This is a genomic window from Methyloprofundus sedimenti, from assembly GCF_002072955.1.
In the GTDB taxonomy this organism is placed as follows: Bacteria; Pseudomonadota; Gammaproteobacteria; order Methylococcales; family Methylomonadaceae; genus Methyloprofundus; species Methyloprofundus sedimenti.
In genome coordinates this window covers 157,647-174,430 of record NZ_LPUF01000004.1, presented here as the reverse complement: position 1 = coordinate 174,430, position 16,784 = coordinate 157,647, and the positions used below count along the sequence as shown (strand labels likewise).

Genomic DNA, 16,784 nt, shown 5'->3' with positions numbered 1-16,784 from the left:
CTGCCTAAGGAATTTTAAAATATAAATTAATCGTAATGATTCTAACCAATATTGTCAGGGTTCACACGTCAGTTTTGTGGCTGTCGAACATACAGGCTTACTTCCAATTGTACTGATTTTATTATTTTCAGGCGATTTAGATGACATATTATACTTATGCTAAGTTACCGAAATATAAAGACTGTTTAACCTCAGCATATAATTTTTTAAAAGTTATGATAAGGTATACCTCGGTATGTAACTACTTAAATATGCCTAATATTTAAGTAGTTACATACCAAATAATAAAAATAACTATAACGAGGTTTACAATATATGAGATTATTAAAAAGCGCTGCTGTCGCTGCTACATTGACACTTTCTTTAGGGGTATTTTCGACTAATGCAACTGCCGTTTGCATGGGTATGGCATGCATGTATAACAATATGACTCCACTTGAGGCAATTAATGCAACTATAAGTCAAACTAATCAGGCAATGAAATCTATCAATGACAAAGCTGATAACGATATTGTTATCGCGGAGATCAAAGACGCATTAAAAATTAGTAAAGAAATAAATGCTAATGATAAAGTCGATCGCAATCGTATGCGAGCTAATGGTTTTTTGAAAAAAGCACGTACCGCTGTAAAGAAGGATGATTTAGTTGAAGCTACTGCACAACTAAAAAATGCTGCAGCAGGGTTTGAAAACCTTAAAGGCATGCTTAATTTAACCCAGGCCGATAGAGCCTCACAACAGACACATATGCTAAACCGTATTTTGGATACCCATGATAGTGCAGCGGGTAGCAAGTGAAACTAACAAAGTGACCAGTAAAATGCTATAAATCAGGTTCCCTAGCTAAGGGACCATCGCATTAAAAATCTTGATTGATATTTCAATACAAATAGTGCTTTACAGGCGCTATTTGTTTATAAACCTTTTCGTTTGCTCTTCAATAACACAACCCTTATTCATTCCGAGGGAAATAAATTGTTTGCCGGTTTTGTCTGGATCTCCAAAGTCGGACTCGACGAGATAAAACATGTTGCGAACAGCGCATTGAGGCTAAAGCCAAAGAAATAAAGTTTGGTCTAAAACGTCCTGTTGATGCAAAAAAACTTATTACATTAATAAAAACAAGCCCCTCGTGTTAGAGGTTATCTTGCGTTTTCGTAACATTGGACATCAAATCCGACCTAGCGATTACTCCTGTGAAAGGTGAGGACTATAAATATGTGGTGTCCGTTCGTAATACTTAACAAGTTGTGTATTCAATCCTCATGAATATTTGCGGAGCTACCCAGCGTTTGTATGGATTCAGTTGTTTTTTCAATTTCCACTGACTCTACACTACGCAGTTTACGTTCCATCATGCTAGTCCGTGTTGATTGTAAAACCTCCAGAGAGCTAGAAGCAGTGTGCAGGTGTTTCTGCACCCTCTCCAGTTGGCCTGCATACTTAACAAATTCAGTTTTTACTTCAGCCAGTATTTTCCACACCTCGCTACTGCGTTTCTGTACTGCCAGGGTTCTAAAACCCATATGCAGGCTGTTGAGCAATGCCGACAAAGTTGTCGGGCCGGTAATGGTTATTCGATAGGTACGCTGTAATTTCTCAAACATTTCAGGATGACGCAAGACCTCTGCATAAAGGCTTTCCACAGGCAAAAACATTATTGCGAAATCGGTAGTGTTAGGTGGATCAATATATTTAGTACTGATATCCTTGGCAAAGCTTTCTATTACTTTCAATAACTGCTTTTGCGCCAGGTCAATTTTAATGACATCGCCTTCTTCTAAAGCCTGCAATAACAGCTGATAACTTTCCAGAGGAAATTTAGAATCAATCGGCAGCCAGACTGTTTCTTGATCAGACTTACCGGGTAGTTTGACTGCATATTCGACATTTGCCTGGCTGCCCTTTTTAGTGGCGACATTGATATCGTATTGCTCGGGTGAAAGCACCTGTTCCAGGATATTACCTAATTGGTATTCGCCCAGGATTCCGCGTGTTTTAACGTTTGAGAGCACTTTTTTTAGATCACCCACACCGATAGCCAGGTTCTGCATTTCACCCAGGCCTTTATGCACTTGCTCAAGACGATCACTCACGAGCTTGAAAGATTCGCCTAATCTTTTTTCCAGAGTCTCATGTAATTTTTCATCAACTGTTTTACGCATTTCGCCGAGCTGTTGAGTATTATCTTCTCTAATTGCTTTTAACTGCATTTCAATCGCATCCCTGATTTCGACAATGCTGGTTTTTGCTTGCTGAGTGGCGGTCAATTGCTGTGTATTCAGATCGGAAAATTTAACCCCTAATTGCCCGGTAAACTCTTTAATAACTTCTGAAAATTTCTGTTCAAATGACTTTAGGCTGGCATTTTGTTCCTGACGGTTATCCTTGGCGTCGCTCTTGATGCTTTGCTCAAAACCATTTAATTTTTCCAGTGTTTTTTCTCTAAATTCATCCTGTTTTCTATTTAATGCTTCGCTGGTTTCATGAAATGATAAGTTAACACTGCGTTTAAGCTCGGAGGAATTACTAATTAAATTTTCCGATAACTGATTCAGAGCGGTTTTAAAAGCCTCTAACTGACGGTTTTGATCACTACTATTTTCGCCCAGTCGTTTTAATAAAGTATCCTGAAAGCTGTTAAATAAATCATGTATTTCTCGCCGGTTATCAGCACTGACATCGCGCAATTCTTTGCGCGAATCATTTAAGCCTTCTTTTAATGTCACTTCATTTTGTTGCAACAGATTGACTAATTCGAGTTTAATTTGTTCGGCATTAGATTTAGTCAATGCATTGACTTTTCTGAGTACGAAAAATAGTAACAACAGGCAAACAAACAATAAAAAACTGCTTATAGAAGCAAATAAGAAAATGGGATCAAGAGTCAGTTCGTTCATTAAATAGGTATATTGTGGTTAGAATAATTGTTTATTGATCCCCTGGCTCTGGATTTACTGCCAGAATTTCAGTTAATTCTTGCATTAAGCGTCCCATAGCAGGCATGTTGGCAAGATGCTGTAAGGCCATTATAGGCTACTGCGTGGCGATCTGTAATCAGAGCTGACACCCCGGTCAACTAAACGGGACAAGCTCGGGGCATTGTTAGCAGGTAATTTGCTTTAGTCTGTAAGCTTTGTCCATAGTCTGGCTGGATAATAGCCAGTTGATCTTGAATTTCATAGCGGCGATATAAAATAAATAACATTACCGCGAAACTGATGAAGCCGTTGAGCTTTTATCAATTATAATAAACTATGACAGAACGAGAGGTAACATAATGCATACAGATTTTTGGCTAGAAAGATGGGAACAAAACCAGATTGGTTTTCATGAACAGGAAATAAACGCACATTTACAAAAATTCTGGGAGACGCTTGATATTCCCGCGAACAGTAAAATATTTGTGCCGCTGTGCGGAAAAAGCAGAGATATATTATGGTTACTGTCTCATGGCTATCAAGTAGTCGGTGTGGAAATTAGCCCGCTGGCAGTACAAAGCTTTTTTTCTGAAAACCAGCTAGAACCCATTATCACTGATTGTGGCGCTTTTCAGTGCTGGGAAACGGAGGGTCTTAGCCTCTATCTTGGCAATTTCTTTGACCTGAGTAATGAGCACCTGAATGATTGTCTCGCGATATACGATAGAGCGGCATTAATTGCCTTACCCTCGGAGATGCGCCAGGAATATGTTCAGCATCTAAACAAAATAGCACCTGCGCTAGAGCACACCTTGTTAGTAACATTGGAATATACTCAGTATGAAATGCCAGGGCCGCCATTCTCTGTTGATGATAATGAAGTACACAGCCTGTTTGGAAAGACCTATGCTATAGAGCCGCTTAGTGCAGAAGATGTTTTGCAAAACAATGAAAATTTTAGAGCAAGAGGTTTAAGTAATCTAAAGGAAAAAGTTTATAGACTGAGTAAACGGCCGGATGTTATCTGCTGATAATGTCAGGTTGCAGATCCTGAACTGCGCAAAAATTCAGTGCATATTTTTAAGCGCTAGTTTATATCAGTGCAAACTTTTATAATATCCGCTCTAATAGATAAATTCCCTAATCAAATTGAGATAATCAGGTTAGTGGTCAGTGCCTGGCATTAGCCCACTGAATCCACAACATCTGCGGACTATCGAGTCAGGCTCTGCTGCTTAGATTAAATATTATTAGAACTGGTGCAAATATTGCTGGTAATTATTTAAGCGCTATTCTGAGCACACTAAACTTATAAACACGATCCTAATGAACAAAAAACGCCCTTTATATACCTCCTATGCAAATTCTATTTTGCTGGAAACAGCATTATTAAACAAAGGCACTGCGTTCACAGCATCTGAAAGGCTGGAATTTAACCTGGATGGTTTATTACCCACTGTGGTCGAAACCATTGACGATCAGGAAAAAAGAGTTTATCACCAATTTTCCGAACTCAGAAATGATCTTAATAAACATATCTTTCTGCGTAATATCCAGGACACCAACGAAACGCTTTATTTCAATATGTTGACCAAACATCTTGAAGAAATGATGCCCATCATCTATACGCCAATAGTGGGACTGGCCTGTCAGCAATTCTCACGTATCTACAGACGTAAAAGAGGTTTATTTTTATCCTATCCGGATCGGGACAAAATGTCGGATATGTTGAAAAATCTGGACAAAAGAAATGTCAAAGTTATAGTCGTTACTGATAGCGAGCGCATTCTAGGGCTTGGTGATCAGGGCATAGGCGGCATGGGCATACCCATCGGCAAACTGTCATTATATTCTGGATGCGGCGGCATTAGCCCTGCTTATACTTTACCCATCGCCCTGGATGTAGGAACGAATAATCAAGATTTACTAGATGACCCTATGTATATGGGATGGCGACATGAGCGCGTGACAGGAGAAGAGTATTTCAACTTTGTCGATTTATTTATTCAAGGGGTCAAGCGACGCTGGCCAGGTGTTTTGGTGCAGTTTGAAGATTTCGCTCAGGGCAATGCCACACCCTTATTAAAAAAATACCAGCATCAAATCTGTTGTTTTAATGATGATATTCAAGGTACAGCTTCAGTGACGGCAGGTATCCTGTTAGCGGCTTGTCAGGTCTATAATAGTTCGATTACAGATCAGCGCATCGTCTTTATTGGCGGTGGATCAGCAGGCTGTGGTATTGCAGAACAGATTGTAAAGCACATGATTAAAGAGGGTTTAAGCGAAGAGCAGGCTCTGAGTCGAATCTATTTGTTTACCCATCATGGTTTATTAACGACTGATATGGATCACCTGCTTGATTTTCAACAAAAATTTGCCAGAGACCCGAACGAGATTTCTGCCTGGAGTAGCAATGGACAGGCTGTCAGTCTGTTAGACCTGGTACGTGAAAGTAAACCCAGCATATTGATCGGGGTTTCGGGGCAGGCGGGATTGATGACTGAATCCGTCATTAAAACAATGTATGCCCACTGTAGCAAGCCGATCGTATTACCACTTTCCAATCCGACATCACATGTCGAAGCCTTGCCTGAGGATGTAATACGCTGGACCGATGGCAATGCCATAGTCGCAACCGGGAGCCCTTTCGCTCCGGTTGAGTATCAGGATATGCAAAAAGTGATTGTGCAATGTAACAACAGTTATATTTTTCCCGGCATCGGTTTAGGGGTTATTGCCAGTCAGGCAACCCGCGTGACCGACACCATGTTTATAGTTGCCAGTGAAGCACTGGCGGAATGTTCTCCGCTGGTTAATGGCACCGGAAATGACTTGCTGCCTGCACTAAGTCAGTTAAGAGAAGTCAGCCTGTATATTGCCCTGGCGGTAGGTCTGCAAGCGATTGAAGAAGACGTTGCGCCAGCAGTTTCCAGAGCAGAGCTGGAACAAAACATTCAGGCTAATTTCTGGAGTCCCGAATATCGGGAGTATCGCCGTAAACGATAGCAGAGCAGGATGGGAGGTGCCGCATTCAGTCGTTTTTTACAGAGACGGTTGCGAATATTAGGGTGAGCTTGTTAAACGATGGATCTCTTTTGTAGCTTATTTGTTTTATCGATAACTTCGCAATTCGGTACCTGAGACGAATGGCACTTACTTAAGATATAAGCTACTGAAAATATTAAAAAAGGCAGGTTCGATGATAAACTGATTGCGACAAAACAACTTAGCCATCACCGAGAAACCTGCCTTAATGTTTATTAATAACAAATTTTTACGCTGCCAACAACAAAGAATAAAAAAATGTGCAGAAAAGACAGATTCGTATCAATTTTTTAACCTGCTCACCTGCCCTGAACTGCTATCAAGAATTGACACCTTATTACCTGAACATCGAGAGCGACTTTATCCGCCCACAGAAACACTTTCAATTTTTTTAGCACAAGCCTTGAGTGAAGATCGCTCCTGTCAAAAAGCGGTCAATGATGCAGCAATAAAACGTATCATTGGTGGCCTTGCACCTGTTAGTACCTCTACGGGTGGTTATTGTCGAGCAAGACAGCGTTTGCCATTAGCAATGGTTTCTGACCTAGTTTGCCAGACAGGTGAGCTCATTAACTGTCAAATCCCTGAGCAATGGCGCTGGCATGGAAGGCGTGTACATTTAATTGATGGAACCACTGTAACAATGCCCGACACCGTTGAAAATCAGGCAGTATATCCTCAGCAGAGTGGTCAAAAACCAGGACTTGGTTTTCCAATTTGTCGGTTGGTTGGCGTTATCTGCCTTTCAAGTGGGGCCGTTTTAAATGCGTCGATAGGACGGTTCAATGGAAAAGGCTCAGATGAGCAAAGTTTGCTTCGTAATATTATAGACACCTTTGATACGGGAGACCTTGTTCTTGGCGATGCTTTTTATGGTACCTATTTTTTGTTAGCTTCACTGCGTGAAAAAGGCATTGATGCCGTCTTTGAGCAAATGGGCGCGCGTAAACGGGTAACTGACTTTAGGAAAGGCAAACGAATAGGCACCAGAGATCACTTAATCGAACTAACCAAACCAAAGATCAAACCAGACTGGATGACACAAGCGCACTATGATGTTGCACCGAAAACGTTACTTATCCGTGAGTTAAGCACTCATGGCAAGATACTCATAACAACATTGCTATGCCCTAAAGAAGCATCGAAACCAGAACTCAAGGTTTTGTATAAAAAACGCTGGCAGATTGAAGTTGATTTCCGGAATATAAAAACGACGATGGGCATGGAAACGCTCAGCTGTAAAACACCCGAAATGAGTGAAAAGGAGATATGGGTCTATTTTCTGGCCTATAATCTGATTCGACTATTGATGGCTCAAACGGCTTTATTAGTCGATATATTACCACGCCAGCTTAGCTTTAAGCATACACTACAATTGTGGTTGGCATGGACTCAACAGACGGCTCTTACTGGTACAGGAGTCATTGAAGAATCATTATTTGTATTAATTGCTCAGCAGCGGGTTGGAAATCGTTCTGGTCGAATAGAACCTCGTGCAGTAAAAAGAAGACCAAAGCCTTTTTCCTTGTTAATGAAACCTAGAGAAGAAGCAAGAGCAGTGATTAGAAAGAATGGACACCCGAAGAAAATAAAGTAACTCACTGTGATTTATGTGTTTTATTCTTAAGTAAGTGCCATTCGTACCTGAGACCTTTTTTTTGTGCTTTTTTCCCGGCGCTAATTTGACATAACAACGCTCTCCCATATTCAACGTAGGGTGGGCAAACAGCTTTACCGTTTGCCCACCATTTACCGATAAACACGGTGGGCAAAAAAGCCTGCCCACCCTACCAGACTGAGAAGCGGATAGCATGGATGCTTTCCGCTACTGCTCATGGATGAGCAGTAATCAAAATGGTGTTTGGCGATAGCCTAACAAAGCAATATTGGGAGTGCGTAGCGCATGGAAAGCAAAGCCTGACAATACGAAATATTGATTATAAAGCTTAAGTATCACAAAGCGAGGTTAGCATGGATGCTTACCGGACAAAGACTAGGGACGGAAACGAATCACTCATCACCAAAGCTGAAAGAGCCACTGAATCTAGCATTTGTGACCGACAGTTTAAAAGTGTACAGGGACGTATGCTTTTGAGCCGAGGGAACAATTGCGGAAACTTCTCATTATCCACGGGAAAATATTAAAAAGTTGCTTTACAATATATTCTATGAACTCGCCTAAACCTGAATTACCAGAGATAAACAAAGAAGATCGCACACCGCTAGTCGATGTGTTATTGGAAATGCTTGCCTGGCAACAAAAGCAGATTGATGAGTTAGCACAAGAGATACTCAAGCTTAAAGGTGAAACCACAAAGCCTAAAATCAAACCGAGTACAATGGATAAGGAGGGTGCCCCAGGAAGTGATGACTCCTCATCAAAAAGGAAAAAAGGCCCAAGGCGCAGTAAAAAAGGCAACCTCAAAATAGATGAAACCCAAATTATTCAGCCGAATGAAATCCCAGAGGGTTCACGCTTTAAAGGGTATCAGGATCGTGTTATTCAGGATATTACCTTTCAAACTCATAACATTCGTTATCGTTTAGCAGAATATATAACGCCAGAGGGTCTTACGATTTTAGGTCAGCTTCCTGAAGACATTCAGGGAGGTAGTTTTGGTAAAAGCCTTATTGCCTTTATTCTCTATCAATACCATCACCAACATGTCACACAGCCATTACTACTGGAACAAATTCGTGATTTAGGCGTCGATATTTCGAGCGGTAAGCTCAGTTATATACTAACAGAAGATCTGGACGATTTTCATGCCGAAAAAGATGAATTACTGAAGACGGGATTATCCGTTTCTAAATATATTCATACAGATGATACTGGCGCACGGCATAAAGGGCAAAATGGCTATTGCACACATATTGGCAATGATTTTTTTGCCTGGTTCAGTAGTACAGAAAGTAAAAGCAGAATCAATTTTTTAAACTGTCTATCACAAGGCAAAACAACGCTTTATACATTGAACACAGGTGCCATTGAATACATGGCACAAAATAAGCTGTCTGTTGTAATCTTGGCGACACTGGAAAATATCAGTGTCTGCATTAACACGGCACCTGACTGGTGCGAATGGCTGGATCAGCAAGGCATCGTTAAACCTCGGCACAGAAAAATAGTCACGGAAGGTGCTTTGATGGGAGGGCTGCTAGACCAAGGCATTTCCTCTGACTTTTCAATTATCAGTGATGATGCAGGGCAGTTTAACGTCTTTGATCATGCCTTGTGCTGGATCCATGCCGAACGAGTGATTAATCGCCTGATTCCTTTAAATGACAGCCATACCAAGGCAGTAGATGACGCACGCGACCAGTTTTGGTCGATTTACCATGACCTGAAAGCTTATAAACTTAATCCTGTTACCGAACAGGCGAGCAGTATCAGGCAGCGCTTTCAAATCCTATGCAGTACCAAAACCTGTTACGAAACGCTTAACCAGGCCCTCGGGCGAATGGGGAAAAATCAACATGAACTCCTCCGTGTACTCGACAAACCCTACCTCCCACTTCATAACAATTTAAGCGAACGGGATATAAGGGATTACGTCAAGAAACGAAAAATCAGCGGGAGTACACGAAGTGATGCAGGGCGGAAAGCCCGTGATACTTTTGCCAGTCTCAAGAAGACCTGCCGAAAGCACGGCATGTCATTTTGGGGTTATTTAAAAAGTCGCTTACTGAAGTTAGAAGGGATTCCTCCGTTATCGGAAGTCATTCGTGCGGCCGCTGCCAGTGGATAATGAGAAGTTACATACATTCGCCAAAAACCAGGCCGCATTAGCATGAATTTTACCAATCTCTGCGGCTTGAAAAACCTTATCGGTTATTAAAAACGCCTCTGCATTTAAGCTGAGTGAGTTAATAATCCGACGCGTGAACTTACGTGCCCTGAACGTGGTTTTCAAATCTAATATACTTTTACGCTCTAATGCCTTTATTTGAGGCAATAACAGCTGTGAAAATGTGACCATAAATAATGAAAAGTTAGCGATATTGGTCACCTGTGTTTCTTTAACATTCATAAGATTAAGGGGTCTACTATAGAATTATGGAGAGAAATGACAAGTGAGTAATAGATATGATGTTTATAGGAAAAGTTATCTATATATTTATATCTGCAAGTGCAAGCCGAATTTTTTTCGATTATTCAACAATCTGAAATTCTCTCCAAAGCAAGTGGCGGGCATCTTGCCAGGGGTGTAAAATTGAACCTGGTGGGGGTGTGGCTCATGGGGTCCGTCGTACTTTAGGGTAACGGCTCGAACTTGAAATGCCGCCCCCGCCACTTGCGCCGTCCGAGACGTCTTTATTGGGATGGTGCCGAGTGATTTCATATGGCTTTTTTTGGGGTCATTTGTGGCTCTACTAAGTAGACGAGACGCAGGATGGTGTTGTATCCACTGTTAACGTTGACCTATGGAGGCCGTCATGAACATTCATAATTTAGCCCATTTACAAGTTGCAGTTGATATCGGTAGTCACGAACATTATGTGGCTATTGGCCTTTCTGAGGGAGGGATTCTGGACGAATTTTCGATTACGCATACACCAGCAGGGTTTCAGTATTTTTTTAGCCGTATTGAGCGGCAAGAGCATTTATACAACCGACCTGTAGACGTTGCTATGGAAGGTTACAATGGCTGGGCTCGAAGGATTTGTACGCGCAGCGGCATTGGAGCTCCCCTGTGGCATCCGTGTCAATGCAGTTGCTCCCGGTTGGGTTCGCGAGACACTCGTAGCTATGAAGATGGATCCCAGCTCTGGGATACCAGCTGCGCAGGTGGCGCTGGCCTATGTGAGATCGGTCGAGGGGCGCATGACCGGCCAAGTCCTTGATGCTATTGGCAGAGATAGTTAGCTCGTCGTGCGCAAAAAAATGGCCGAAATGTTTCTGTTCACCACTTCTCCATAATAAGTTATAAACCGATAAATTGAGGTGTATTAATACAGGTGATTATCCTGTTTTTAATTAGATATCTCACCAAACTTAATTTCAAACACTATCCCCATGGCCGCATTCTGCCGCTTAAACAGACGCACTTGTCCTCTTGCAGTTTCTAGTATTTGATTAAGCTTATGGCTGTCAGTAAGAGCAATAGTCCAGCTATTTTCCTGATCGTGTTTTCTTATGATCGGTGTTGCCAGCGCTCTGGCATGAAAGCGTAATTCAGCTTCCTTGATTATCATCAGTTCAACTCAGTAGGTGATCCAGGCATGATTAAATTAATGCTGGGAAAATAGCTGCTGAACCGTCCTTTGTCCCGTGTCATTAATTGATAGTTGGCTATTGCAGCATGCGCACCAATAAAGAAATCAGGCAATACATTAGTTTTTCCTCCTTTGCGCTTTTTATATTGCAAAAAGACTTTACCTGCTAGAAATAAGGCTTCTTTAGGCATTGGCTTAATGGCAAAATTCAAATGTTCAAACAAGGCTTCTACCTCTTCGATACGCTCAAATCCCACGGAACATTCAGCATAAATGATCGGATTAATAACCATTGTGTTATTTTGATCCAGCCGTTCCAGCGTTGCTGCGCTCCACTCGAACCAGGCACTATTAGTATCAGCTAAATCTGTTATGACGCAGGTATCAATCAGGATGATTGCCATGATTATCCCCGTGTTAAGGCCATGATGTCATCGGTACTCATTGTTAACTTGCCCGTTTTATGAGCAGTGCGGAATCGGCTAGTGGTTTTATTTGTTGTTTTAGCCTTGGCAAGATACCAGCGCCCGTTTTCATCTTGCAAAAACTCAACCTCGGTTTCTGCGGGATGTATACCCATACTTTCTCTGACATCACGTGGAATAGTGACTTGACCTTTACTGGTTACGCGCATAATAACTACCTCTATAAGTAATACTTTTATGGTAATACTTTTATTGGTTTAATTCAATAGTTTAATAATGTTCTTAGATTCAACTAATAAGTGCAATTTATTTTTTAGGGACTGACAGGGCTAGCTGTTGTATAGTTCAGGATTTATCAATCCGACCGAAGAAGTCAAGGTAAATCAGGGGGTAAAAATCAAGTAGGCTGTCCCTTGATTGAATTTCAAATGATTGAAAAATTGATTGCAACCTAAAAGTAATTACATTATAGTTACTTTTATTATTCGCAATAGGATATTTTATGGCTTACTTAGTCAAAATCGGTAATTCTCGGGGAATTAGAATTCCTAAACTACTGATAGAACAGGCTCATCTTGAAGGACAAGAGCTTAAGCTCGAAGTACTTAATGGTGGTCTTTTTATTGCTCCGATCAATGAACCTAGAAAAGGATGGGCAGAATCAATCAATACCCTATTAGCTTGTCATGGGGAGGAGGTCATTGACAGCGAGTGGCTTGATGCTGAGTTGACCGTAGACGATGAATCAGAATGGTAGTTTCTAGTATTAATAGGTTTGAAATATGGCTGGTAAACCTTAACCCAACCAAAGGAAGAGAAATAAATAAAACCAGACCTTGTGTCGTTATTTCTCCAAATGAAATGTCTGTGTTATCTACAACTCTTGTTGCTCCAATGACTACTCAGGGTTTTGAATATCCTTGTCGAGTTAAATGTGATTTTAATGGAAAAAAAAGTCTTATACTCTTAGACCAAATTAGAGCTGTTGATAAAACACGATTAGTAAAAAAATTAGGTACTCTTAATGAAAATATTCAAGTTGAGTTATGTGAGTTACTTCAAGAAATGTTTGTATTTTAACCCAGTCAGCTAATCAGGTAAAAGCTGGTTTCTTCCCAGCTCTCCCACAGCACCCCGTGTGCGGATCTGCACGGAGGGATGTTCAGGTCCCAAATGGCAAATTCATTATTTCTCAGCGATAGAAAAAAAGTTTTTAATCGCGGCTGAGCTCATATTTTTGGAATCAAGGTAAATAAAGGGGGAAAAATCAATGGCTGGCCCGAATGCCGCTACCAGTAAATTAAATCATCAACACTACAGTGACAAACAATAGCTTACGAAAATCGTTTATTAGAAATTGCACCAGAAGAATAATATACAACTGTCAAAGTCATTGTTTCAAAAACGATCATATATTTATTTAAAAAACATGGAAAATATTTATACTTAACCATTATAATTCAATAACTTAGTATTTCATTGGTAGCGGTATTAATGAGTGCTCCCTTGATTTAGGCAAGCTTGATAATGTCTAAGGGGGTAAAAGTATTAGCCACCATTAGACAGATTTAACGCTTTTACAGCGATAATATAACCGCCTATACCCAGTGGATAATCCTGTCGCAAAGCTGCTATTCCAGAGGTTAGGGTGGCCATTAATAGAAAAGCAATAATACCGAATAAGGTGCGCAGCATGATTTTCGTGATAGCCTGTTGGCCGGTTAATAAACGTAATTCAGCCATTGCAGCGCATACGCCAGCAATAATAGCGATTCCTGTTGATAACATTCCCGTGCGCATCGATACGCACCAGGGGCATTTATGCTCTGCATAGGCGGTATAAAAATTGCACTTACTATCCAGCCCTGCCCATGGCCAATCACAGCCACACTGAAACAAAAAGCCACATAGCGGCGTTATGATAATCAGCGTGATAATCAGGGTAATAATAGCTGAGTAGCGTTGTTCTTTTGATACTATAAAGCCCCTCGGTTAGTGACATAAAATTTGTTAGTGTAGGCCGTTTTTTCATGATTTACACGGTGTAGTCAGTTCTGAAGGCTATCATTGATTAAGTGCTGAATTACAAAGCCCCTGAGCTAATTAATAAATTAAAAATATTATCTGCCATCAATCTGTATCCGGCATTATTGGGGTGAATTCTATCTGACTTCAAATCATTATCGCCTAGTATTTTCGGTAATGTTTCCAGATCAATCGGGACTTGTTGCTCTTCGGCAACTTGCTGATATATTTCTGCACTGCTTAATAAAAAAAAACCGGGGTTTGGGTACCCCCAACATGACTACTTTAATATTACGCTGCCTGGCTTCATTAATCATCTGGCGTAGATTGCTGGCAATTTGCTGTTGCGGAATTCTTCTCAACATATCATTGCCCCCATGAATAAGAATCATTAATTCAGGTTGATATTTATCTAATAAAACGGGGAGTCGCTTGAGTCCAATATGGCTAATTTCACCTGTAATGCCTGCGTTGATAACCTTGTGCTGGCTTAAAGTACTTAATAAGCTGGGGTAGTTTGCGCTTTCTGAGGATCCTGTTCCATACGTCAGGCTATCACCAAACGCCAGAATAATTGCATCCTGAGATATTTTATCGTAAACCGGAGGAGTGGGGCGCCCGCAGGATGATAAGAGCAGGAATACTATGATTATTGATGTTTGTTTCATGGCGTTGGGGGAGGGAAGTGGGCGTAACTATGCTGAGCAGGCAAGCTAAATTTCACTTATGTGAGTTTTTTTGCATCTCGCTGTATAAAAAACCAGGCCATAAATCAGTAACAGGGGTAAGAAAAACCGCGTAAATAGCCATTTCCAGTTGGGCACTTGGGTCACAAAACCCCAAAATCGGCCCTTATCTTTCAGGCTAAAATCATTGGGTAAAAAACAAAGACTGTAGGTGTGAAAACGGCTATCGAAAACATAGCAGCGTGCTCGCTCGCGTATATAACTTTCGCTATGTGTTTTATTAATTGAGTCATCTTTGAAGATAGACTGAAGTACATGGTAGCCTGCTTTTAATTTGCTTGCGTTATCTGCGGGTGACTTGTCAAATTTAAAGTTGTAGTTATCGCCGGCCTGAACAACTGAATATTGATAATATTCAGGACTTTTTTGAGTACTGGTATCCACAAAGGTAAATTCAGTTGTTTGTGAACCTGATGCTGAACTACAAGCGGTGCATAGCGCAAGCATCACAATATAAAAGTTCTTTTGATTCATTTGTTTCCTTCCTTCCGCTGACAAATAGACAGCAAAAAACCGATTAGGCATTATTCACTTTCAGATTAACCGCAAAAATTTGCTTTCTTTGCTCATCATCTAGCTTGCGTATATTTTCGCAATCCACTTTGTGAATGGCGATACCGTTGGTGTGACTAATATAGCCTATTAATTCATCATCCAATTGAGGCTCACAGCACCGGGCAAAATGAGTCAAAATATTATCTGTTCCGGCGACTGTAATTTCCAGTTTATTGGTTTGTGACGGCGTTACTTTTTTTACTTTTGCTTTCTCTTTTTTTCCTTCAATTTCTAGTAAGGCATTATTTAATTGCCTGCTGTTAATGACTTTACGCCCCAAAGCAATATATAACCTATTCATATCGGATAAATTAAAATGCTGTAATAACTTTGTTTGATAATCTTTTTTTAGCCCTATGCGCAGCACTTCTTTTTCCAGCTGTTGCTGCCCCATCAAGAGATGCTTGTCTTTCCCTTGTAGTTTAAGCCATGCCTTGACTTTCTGGATTGCGCGCGGGGTCTTTAAATAAGCCAGATTTGGGTCAATCCATTTCGGGTTGGGTGCAATTTCATTCGAGGTGAGAATTTCAACCTGCTCTCCAGTTTGTAACGGGTATGTTAATGAAACAATCGAGCCATTAACTTTGGCACCGCGACAACGATGCCCGACATCTGTATGAATTGCATAGGCAAAATCCAGGGGGGTTGCGCCTTTTATCAAATCGATTAACTGCCCCGTCGGCGTTAGTACATACACTCTATCAGCGAATAGCTCGGTACGGAAACTTGCCAGCAGAGTATCACCGTCTTTTTCTTCTAATAACTGACGCAATGAAGCAATGCTTTTCTCTGTTGCAATATCTTGCTTGCTGCCTTCTTTATAACGCCAATGTGCCGCGACACCGAGCTCGGCAAAGTCATGCATTTCCTTAGTGCGTATTTGTACTTCTATGCGGTTATTTTCGGCATCTAAAATTACTGTATGCAAAGATTGATAGCCATTATTTTTCGGATTGGAAATATAATCATCAAATTCTTTAGGAATTGAAGTCCAATGCTGATGAACTATGCCTAATATCTCATAGCAATGTGCCGTTTGCTGCGTAATTACTCGCACTGCTAATAAGTCATATAGATCTTCAATCGGCAGATTCTTGCGCTGCATTTTTTGCCAGATACTATAAATATGCTTGGGGCGACCTTTGATTTCGACCCGCAATTCGCTATCACTTAATGCCTTATTTAATTGCTGGATAAAAGCATCAATACATTCTTGCCGGTGTACACGTTTGTTCTCTAGTTCTTTGGCTACAAATAAGTAATTTTCGGGTTCTAAATAGCGAAAAGCATAATCTTCCAGCGCCCATTTTAATTGTCCGATACCTAGACGATTAGCAATCGGGGCATACAGGTCGAGGGTTTCCTGGGCTATAAAATGACGTATTTCCTGTTCTTCCTGAGCTAATGTTTTTAGTCTCGCTAAACGATATGCCAATTTAATCAATAGCGCACGTATATCATTAGCAGTGGATAACAGCATGCGCCTAAGTATTTCTATTTGCGAGGCTTGTGTTGATATATTTTTTGAATAGATTTTAAGCGAATTAAGTTCTTTAATATTACTCACTAAGCTTGCTACAACTGATCCAAACTCAGTTTTCAGAGGATAATTTAATAATCGTGAATCACTTAGGATTGCCGCCAGTATTGTTTCTAAATCAACATTGAGGCTCAGTAAATTTAAGGCAACATCAATGCCATTCGGGTGATTGGATTCAATAGCTTCAAGATTTTCAACCAGCGCTATAGCTTTTTGAATTAAAGCGCTTTCCTCTGCTGAAAAGCGCGTGAATAAATCTTGTGTTGAGGATGAAAATCTAGGCATAAATAGGCTGGGCCATTATGCC

17 protein-coding genes are annotated in these 16,784 nt (G+C 40.8%); 8 read left to right on the top strand and 9 right to left on the bottom strand.

Going from position 1 to position 16,784, the window contains the following annotated elements:
• The first annotated feature begins 315 nt into the window (after nucleotides 1–315).
• Nucleotides 316–798 (top strand): hypothetical protein, encoded by a 483-nt coding sequence (locus AU255_RS18395; RefSeq protein WP_080524344.1) that lies wholly within the window; start codon nucleotides 316–318, stop codon nucleotides 796–798.
• Between the two features lie 458 nt (nucleotides 799–1,256).
• On the opposite strand, the gene rmuC is transcribed toward AU255_RS18395, so the two are convergent.
• Nucleotides 1,257–2,900, bottom strand: a complete 1,644-nt coding sequence (gene rmuC, locus AU255_RS18390; protein ID WP_080524343.1) for a DNA recombination protein RmuC — start codon at nucleotides 2,898–2,900, stop codon at nucleotides 1,257–1,259.
• 380 nt (nucleotides 2,901–3,280) lie between these two features.
• Here rmuC and AU255_RS18385 point away from each other — a divergent pair, with 380 nt between their 5' ends.
• The 4 genes from AU255_RS18385 to AU255_RS18370 all read left to right on the top strand — a co-directional run bounded on the left by AU255_RS18385 (nucleotide 3,281) and on the right by AU255_RS18370 (nucleotide 9,718).
• Nucleotides 3,281–3,952, top strand: coding sequence for a thiopurine S-methyltransferase (locus AU255_RS18385; protein ID WP_080524342.1), 672 nt, complete (start codon nucleotides 3,281–3,283; stop codon nucleotides 3,950–3,952).
• A gap of 295 nt (nucleotides 3,953–4,247) precedes the next feature.
• Nucleotides 4,248–5,930, top strand: coding sequence for an NAD-dependent malic enzyme (locus AU255_RS18380; protein WP_080524341.1), 1,683 nt, complete (start codon nucleotides 4,248–4,250; stop codon nucleotides 5,928–5,930).
• A 247-nt stretch (nucleotides 5,931–6,177) separates the two neighbouring features.
• Nucleotides 6,178–7,566, top strand: coding sequence for an IS4 family transposase (locus AU255_RS18375; protein ID WP_080523812.1), 1,389 nt, complete (start codon nucleotides 6,178–6,180; stop codon nucleotides 7,564–7,566).
• Nucleotides 7,567–8,137: 571 nt separating this feature from the next.
• Nucleotides 8,138–9,718: an IS66 family transposase gene (locus tag AU255_RS18370; RefSeq protein ID WP_080524340.1), complete on the top strand. Its 1,581-nt coding sequence runs from the start codon at nucleotides 8,138–8,140 to the stop codon at nucleotides 9,716–9,718.
• Here the strand turns inward: AU255_RS18370 and AU255_RS18365 are convergent.
• Nucleotides 9,680–10,000, bottom strand: a complete 321-nt coding sequence (locus tag AU255_RS18365; RefSeq protein ID WP_080524339.1) for a hypothetical protein — start codon at nucleotides 9,998–10,000, stop codon at nucleotides 9,680–9,682. The genes AU255_RS18370 and AU255_RS18365 overlap by 39 nt on opposite strands.
• A 614-nt stretch (nucleotides 10,001–10,614) precedes the next feature.
• On the opposite strand from AU255_RS18365, the gene AU255_RS21520 reads away from it, so the two are divergent.
• Entirely contained in the window at nucleotides 10,615–10,836 is a 222-nt protein-coding gene (locus AU255_RS21520; protein ID WP_080524338.1) for an SDR family oxidoreductase, read from the top strand.
• Nucleotides 10,837–10,943: 107 nt separating this feature from the next.
• Here AU255_RS21520 and AU255_RS18355 read toward each other — a convergent pair whose 3' ends face one another.
• The 3 genes from AU255_RS18355 to AU255_RS18345 are packed head-to-tail and all read right to left on the bottom strand — an operon-like array spanning nucleotide 10,944 to nucleotide 11,820.
• Nucleotides 10,944–11,165, bottom strand: a complete 222-nt coding sequence (locus tag AU255_RS18355; protein WP_080524337.1) for a hypothetical protein — start codon at nucleotides 11,163–11,165, stop codon at nucleotides 10,944–10,946.
• The gene (locus tag AU255_RS18350) at nucleotides 11,165–11,590 is read right to left on the bottom strand and encodes a type II toxin-antitoxin system VapC family toxin (RefSeq protein ID WP_080524336.1); all 426 of its coding nucleotides are present in this window, start codon (nucleotides 11,588–11,590) and stop codon (nucleotides 11,165–11,167) included. Before AU255_RS18350 ends, AU255_RS18355 begins: the two co-directional genes overlap by 1 nt.
• 2 nt (nucleotides 11,591–11,592) lie before the next feature.
• Nucleotides 11,593–11,820: an AbrB/MazE/SpoVT family DNA-binding domain-containing protein gene (locus AU255_RS18345; protein ID WP_080524335.1), complete on the bottom strand. Its 228-nt coding sequence runs from the start codon at nucleotides 11,818–11,820 to the stop codon at nucleotides 11,593–11,595.
• Between the two features lie 293 nt (nucleotides 11,821–12,113).
• Here AU255_RS18345 and AU255_RS18340 point away from each other — a divergent pair, with 293 nt between their 5' ends.
• A complete protein-coding gene (locus AU255_RS18340) occupies nucleotides 12,114–12,368 on the top strand; it encodes an AbrB/MazE/SpoVT family DNA-binding domain-containing protein (protein ID WP_080524334.1) in 255 nt (84 codons plus the stop codon).
• Entirely contained in the window at nucleotides 12,362–12,691 is a 330-nt protein-coding gene (locus AU255_RS18335; RefSeq protein ID WP_143736025.1) for a type II toxin-antitoxin system PemK/MazF family toxin, read from the top strand. The genes AU255_RS18340 and AU255_RS18335 overlap by 7 nt, the downstream gene beginning before the upstream one ends.
• A gap of 468 nt (nucleotides 12,692–13,159) precedes the next feature.
• On the opposite strand, the gene AU255_RS18330 is transcribed toward AU255_RS18335, so the two are convergent.
• The 4 genes from AU255_RS18330 to AU255_RS18315 all read right to left on the bottom strand — a co-directional run bounded on the left by AU255_RS18330 (nucleotide 13,160) and on the right by AU255_RS18315 (nucleotide 16,762).
• Nucleotides 13,160–13,510, bottom strand: coding sequence for a hypothetical protein (locus tag AU255_RS18330; protein ID WP_143736024.1), 351 nt, complete (start codon nucleotides 13,508–13,510; stop codon nucleotides 13,160–13,162).
• A 314-nt stretch (nucleotides 13,511–13,824) separates the two neighbouring features.
• The gene (locus tag AU255_RS18325; RefSeq protein WP_233144749.1) at nucleotides 13,825–14,304 is read right to left on the bottom strand and encodes a GDSL-type esterase/lipase family protein; all 480 of its coding nucleotides are present in this window, start codon (nucleotides 14,302–14,304) and stop codon (nucleotides 13,825–13,827) included.
• 45 nt (nucleotides 14,305–14,349) lie between these two features.
• Nucleotides 14,350–14,856 carry a hypothetical protein gene (locus tag AU255_RS18320; RefSeq protein ID WP_143736023.1) on the bottom strand — a complete coding sequence of 169 codons (507 nt, stop codon included), beginning with the start codon at nucleotides 14,854–14,856 and terminating at the stop codon, nucleotides 14,350–14,352.
• A gap of 43 nt (nucleotides 14,857–14,899) precedes the next feature.
• On the bottom strand, nucleotides 14,900–16,762 hold the full coding sequence (locus tag AU255_RS18315; protein WP_080524330.1) for a RelA/SpoT family protein: 1,863 nt from the start codon (nucleotides 16,760–16,762) through the stop codon (nucleotides 14,900–14,902).
• Nucleotides 16,763–16,784: the final 22 nt, after the last annotated feature.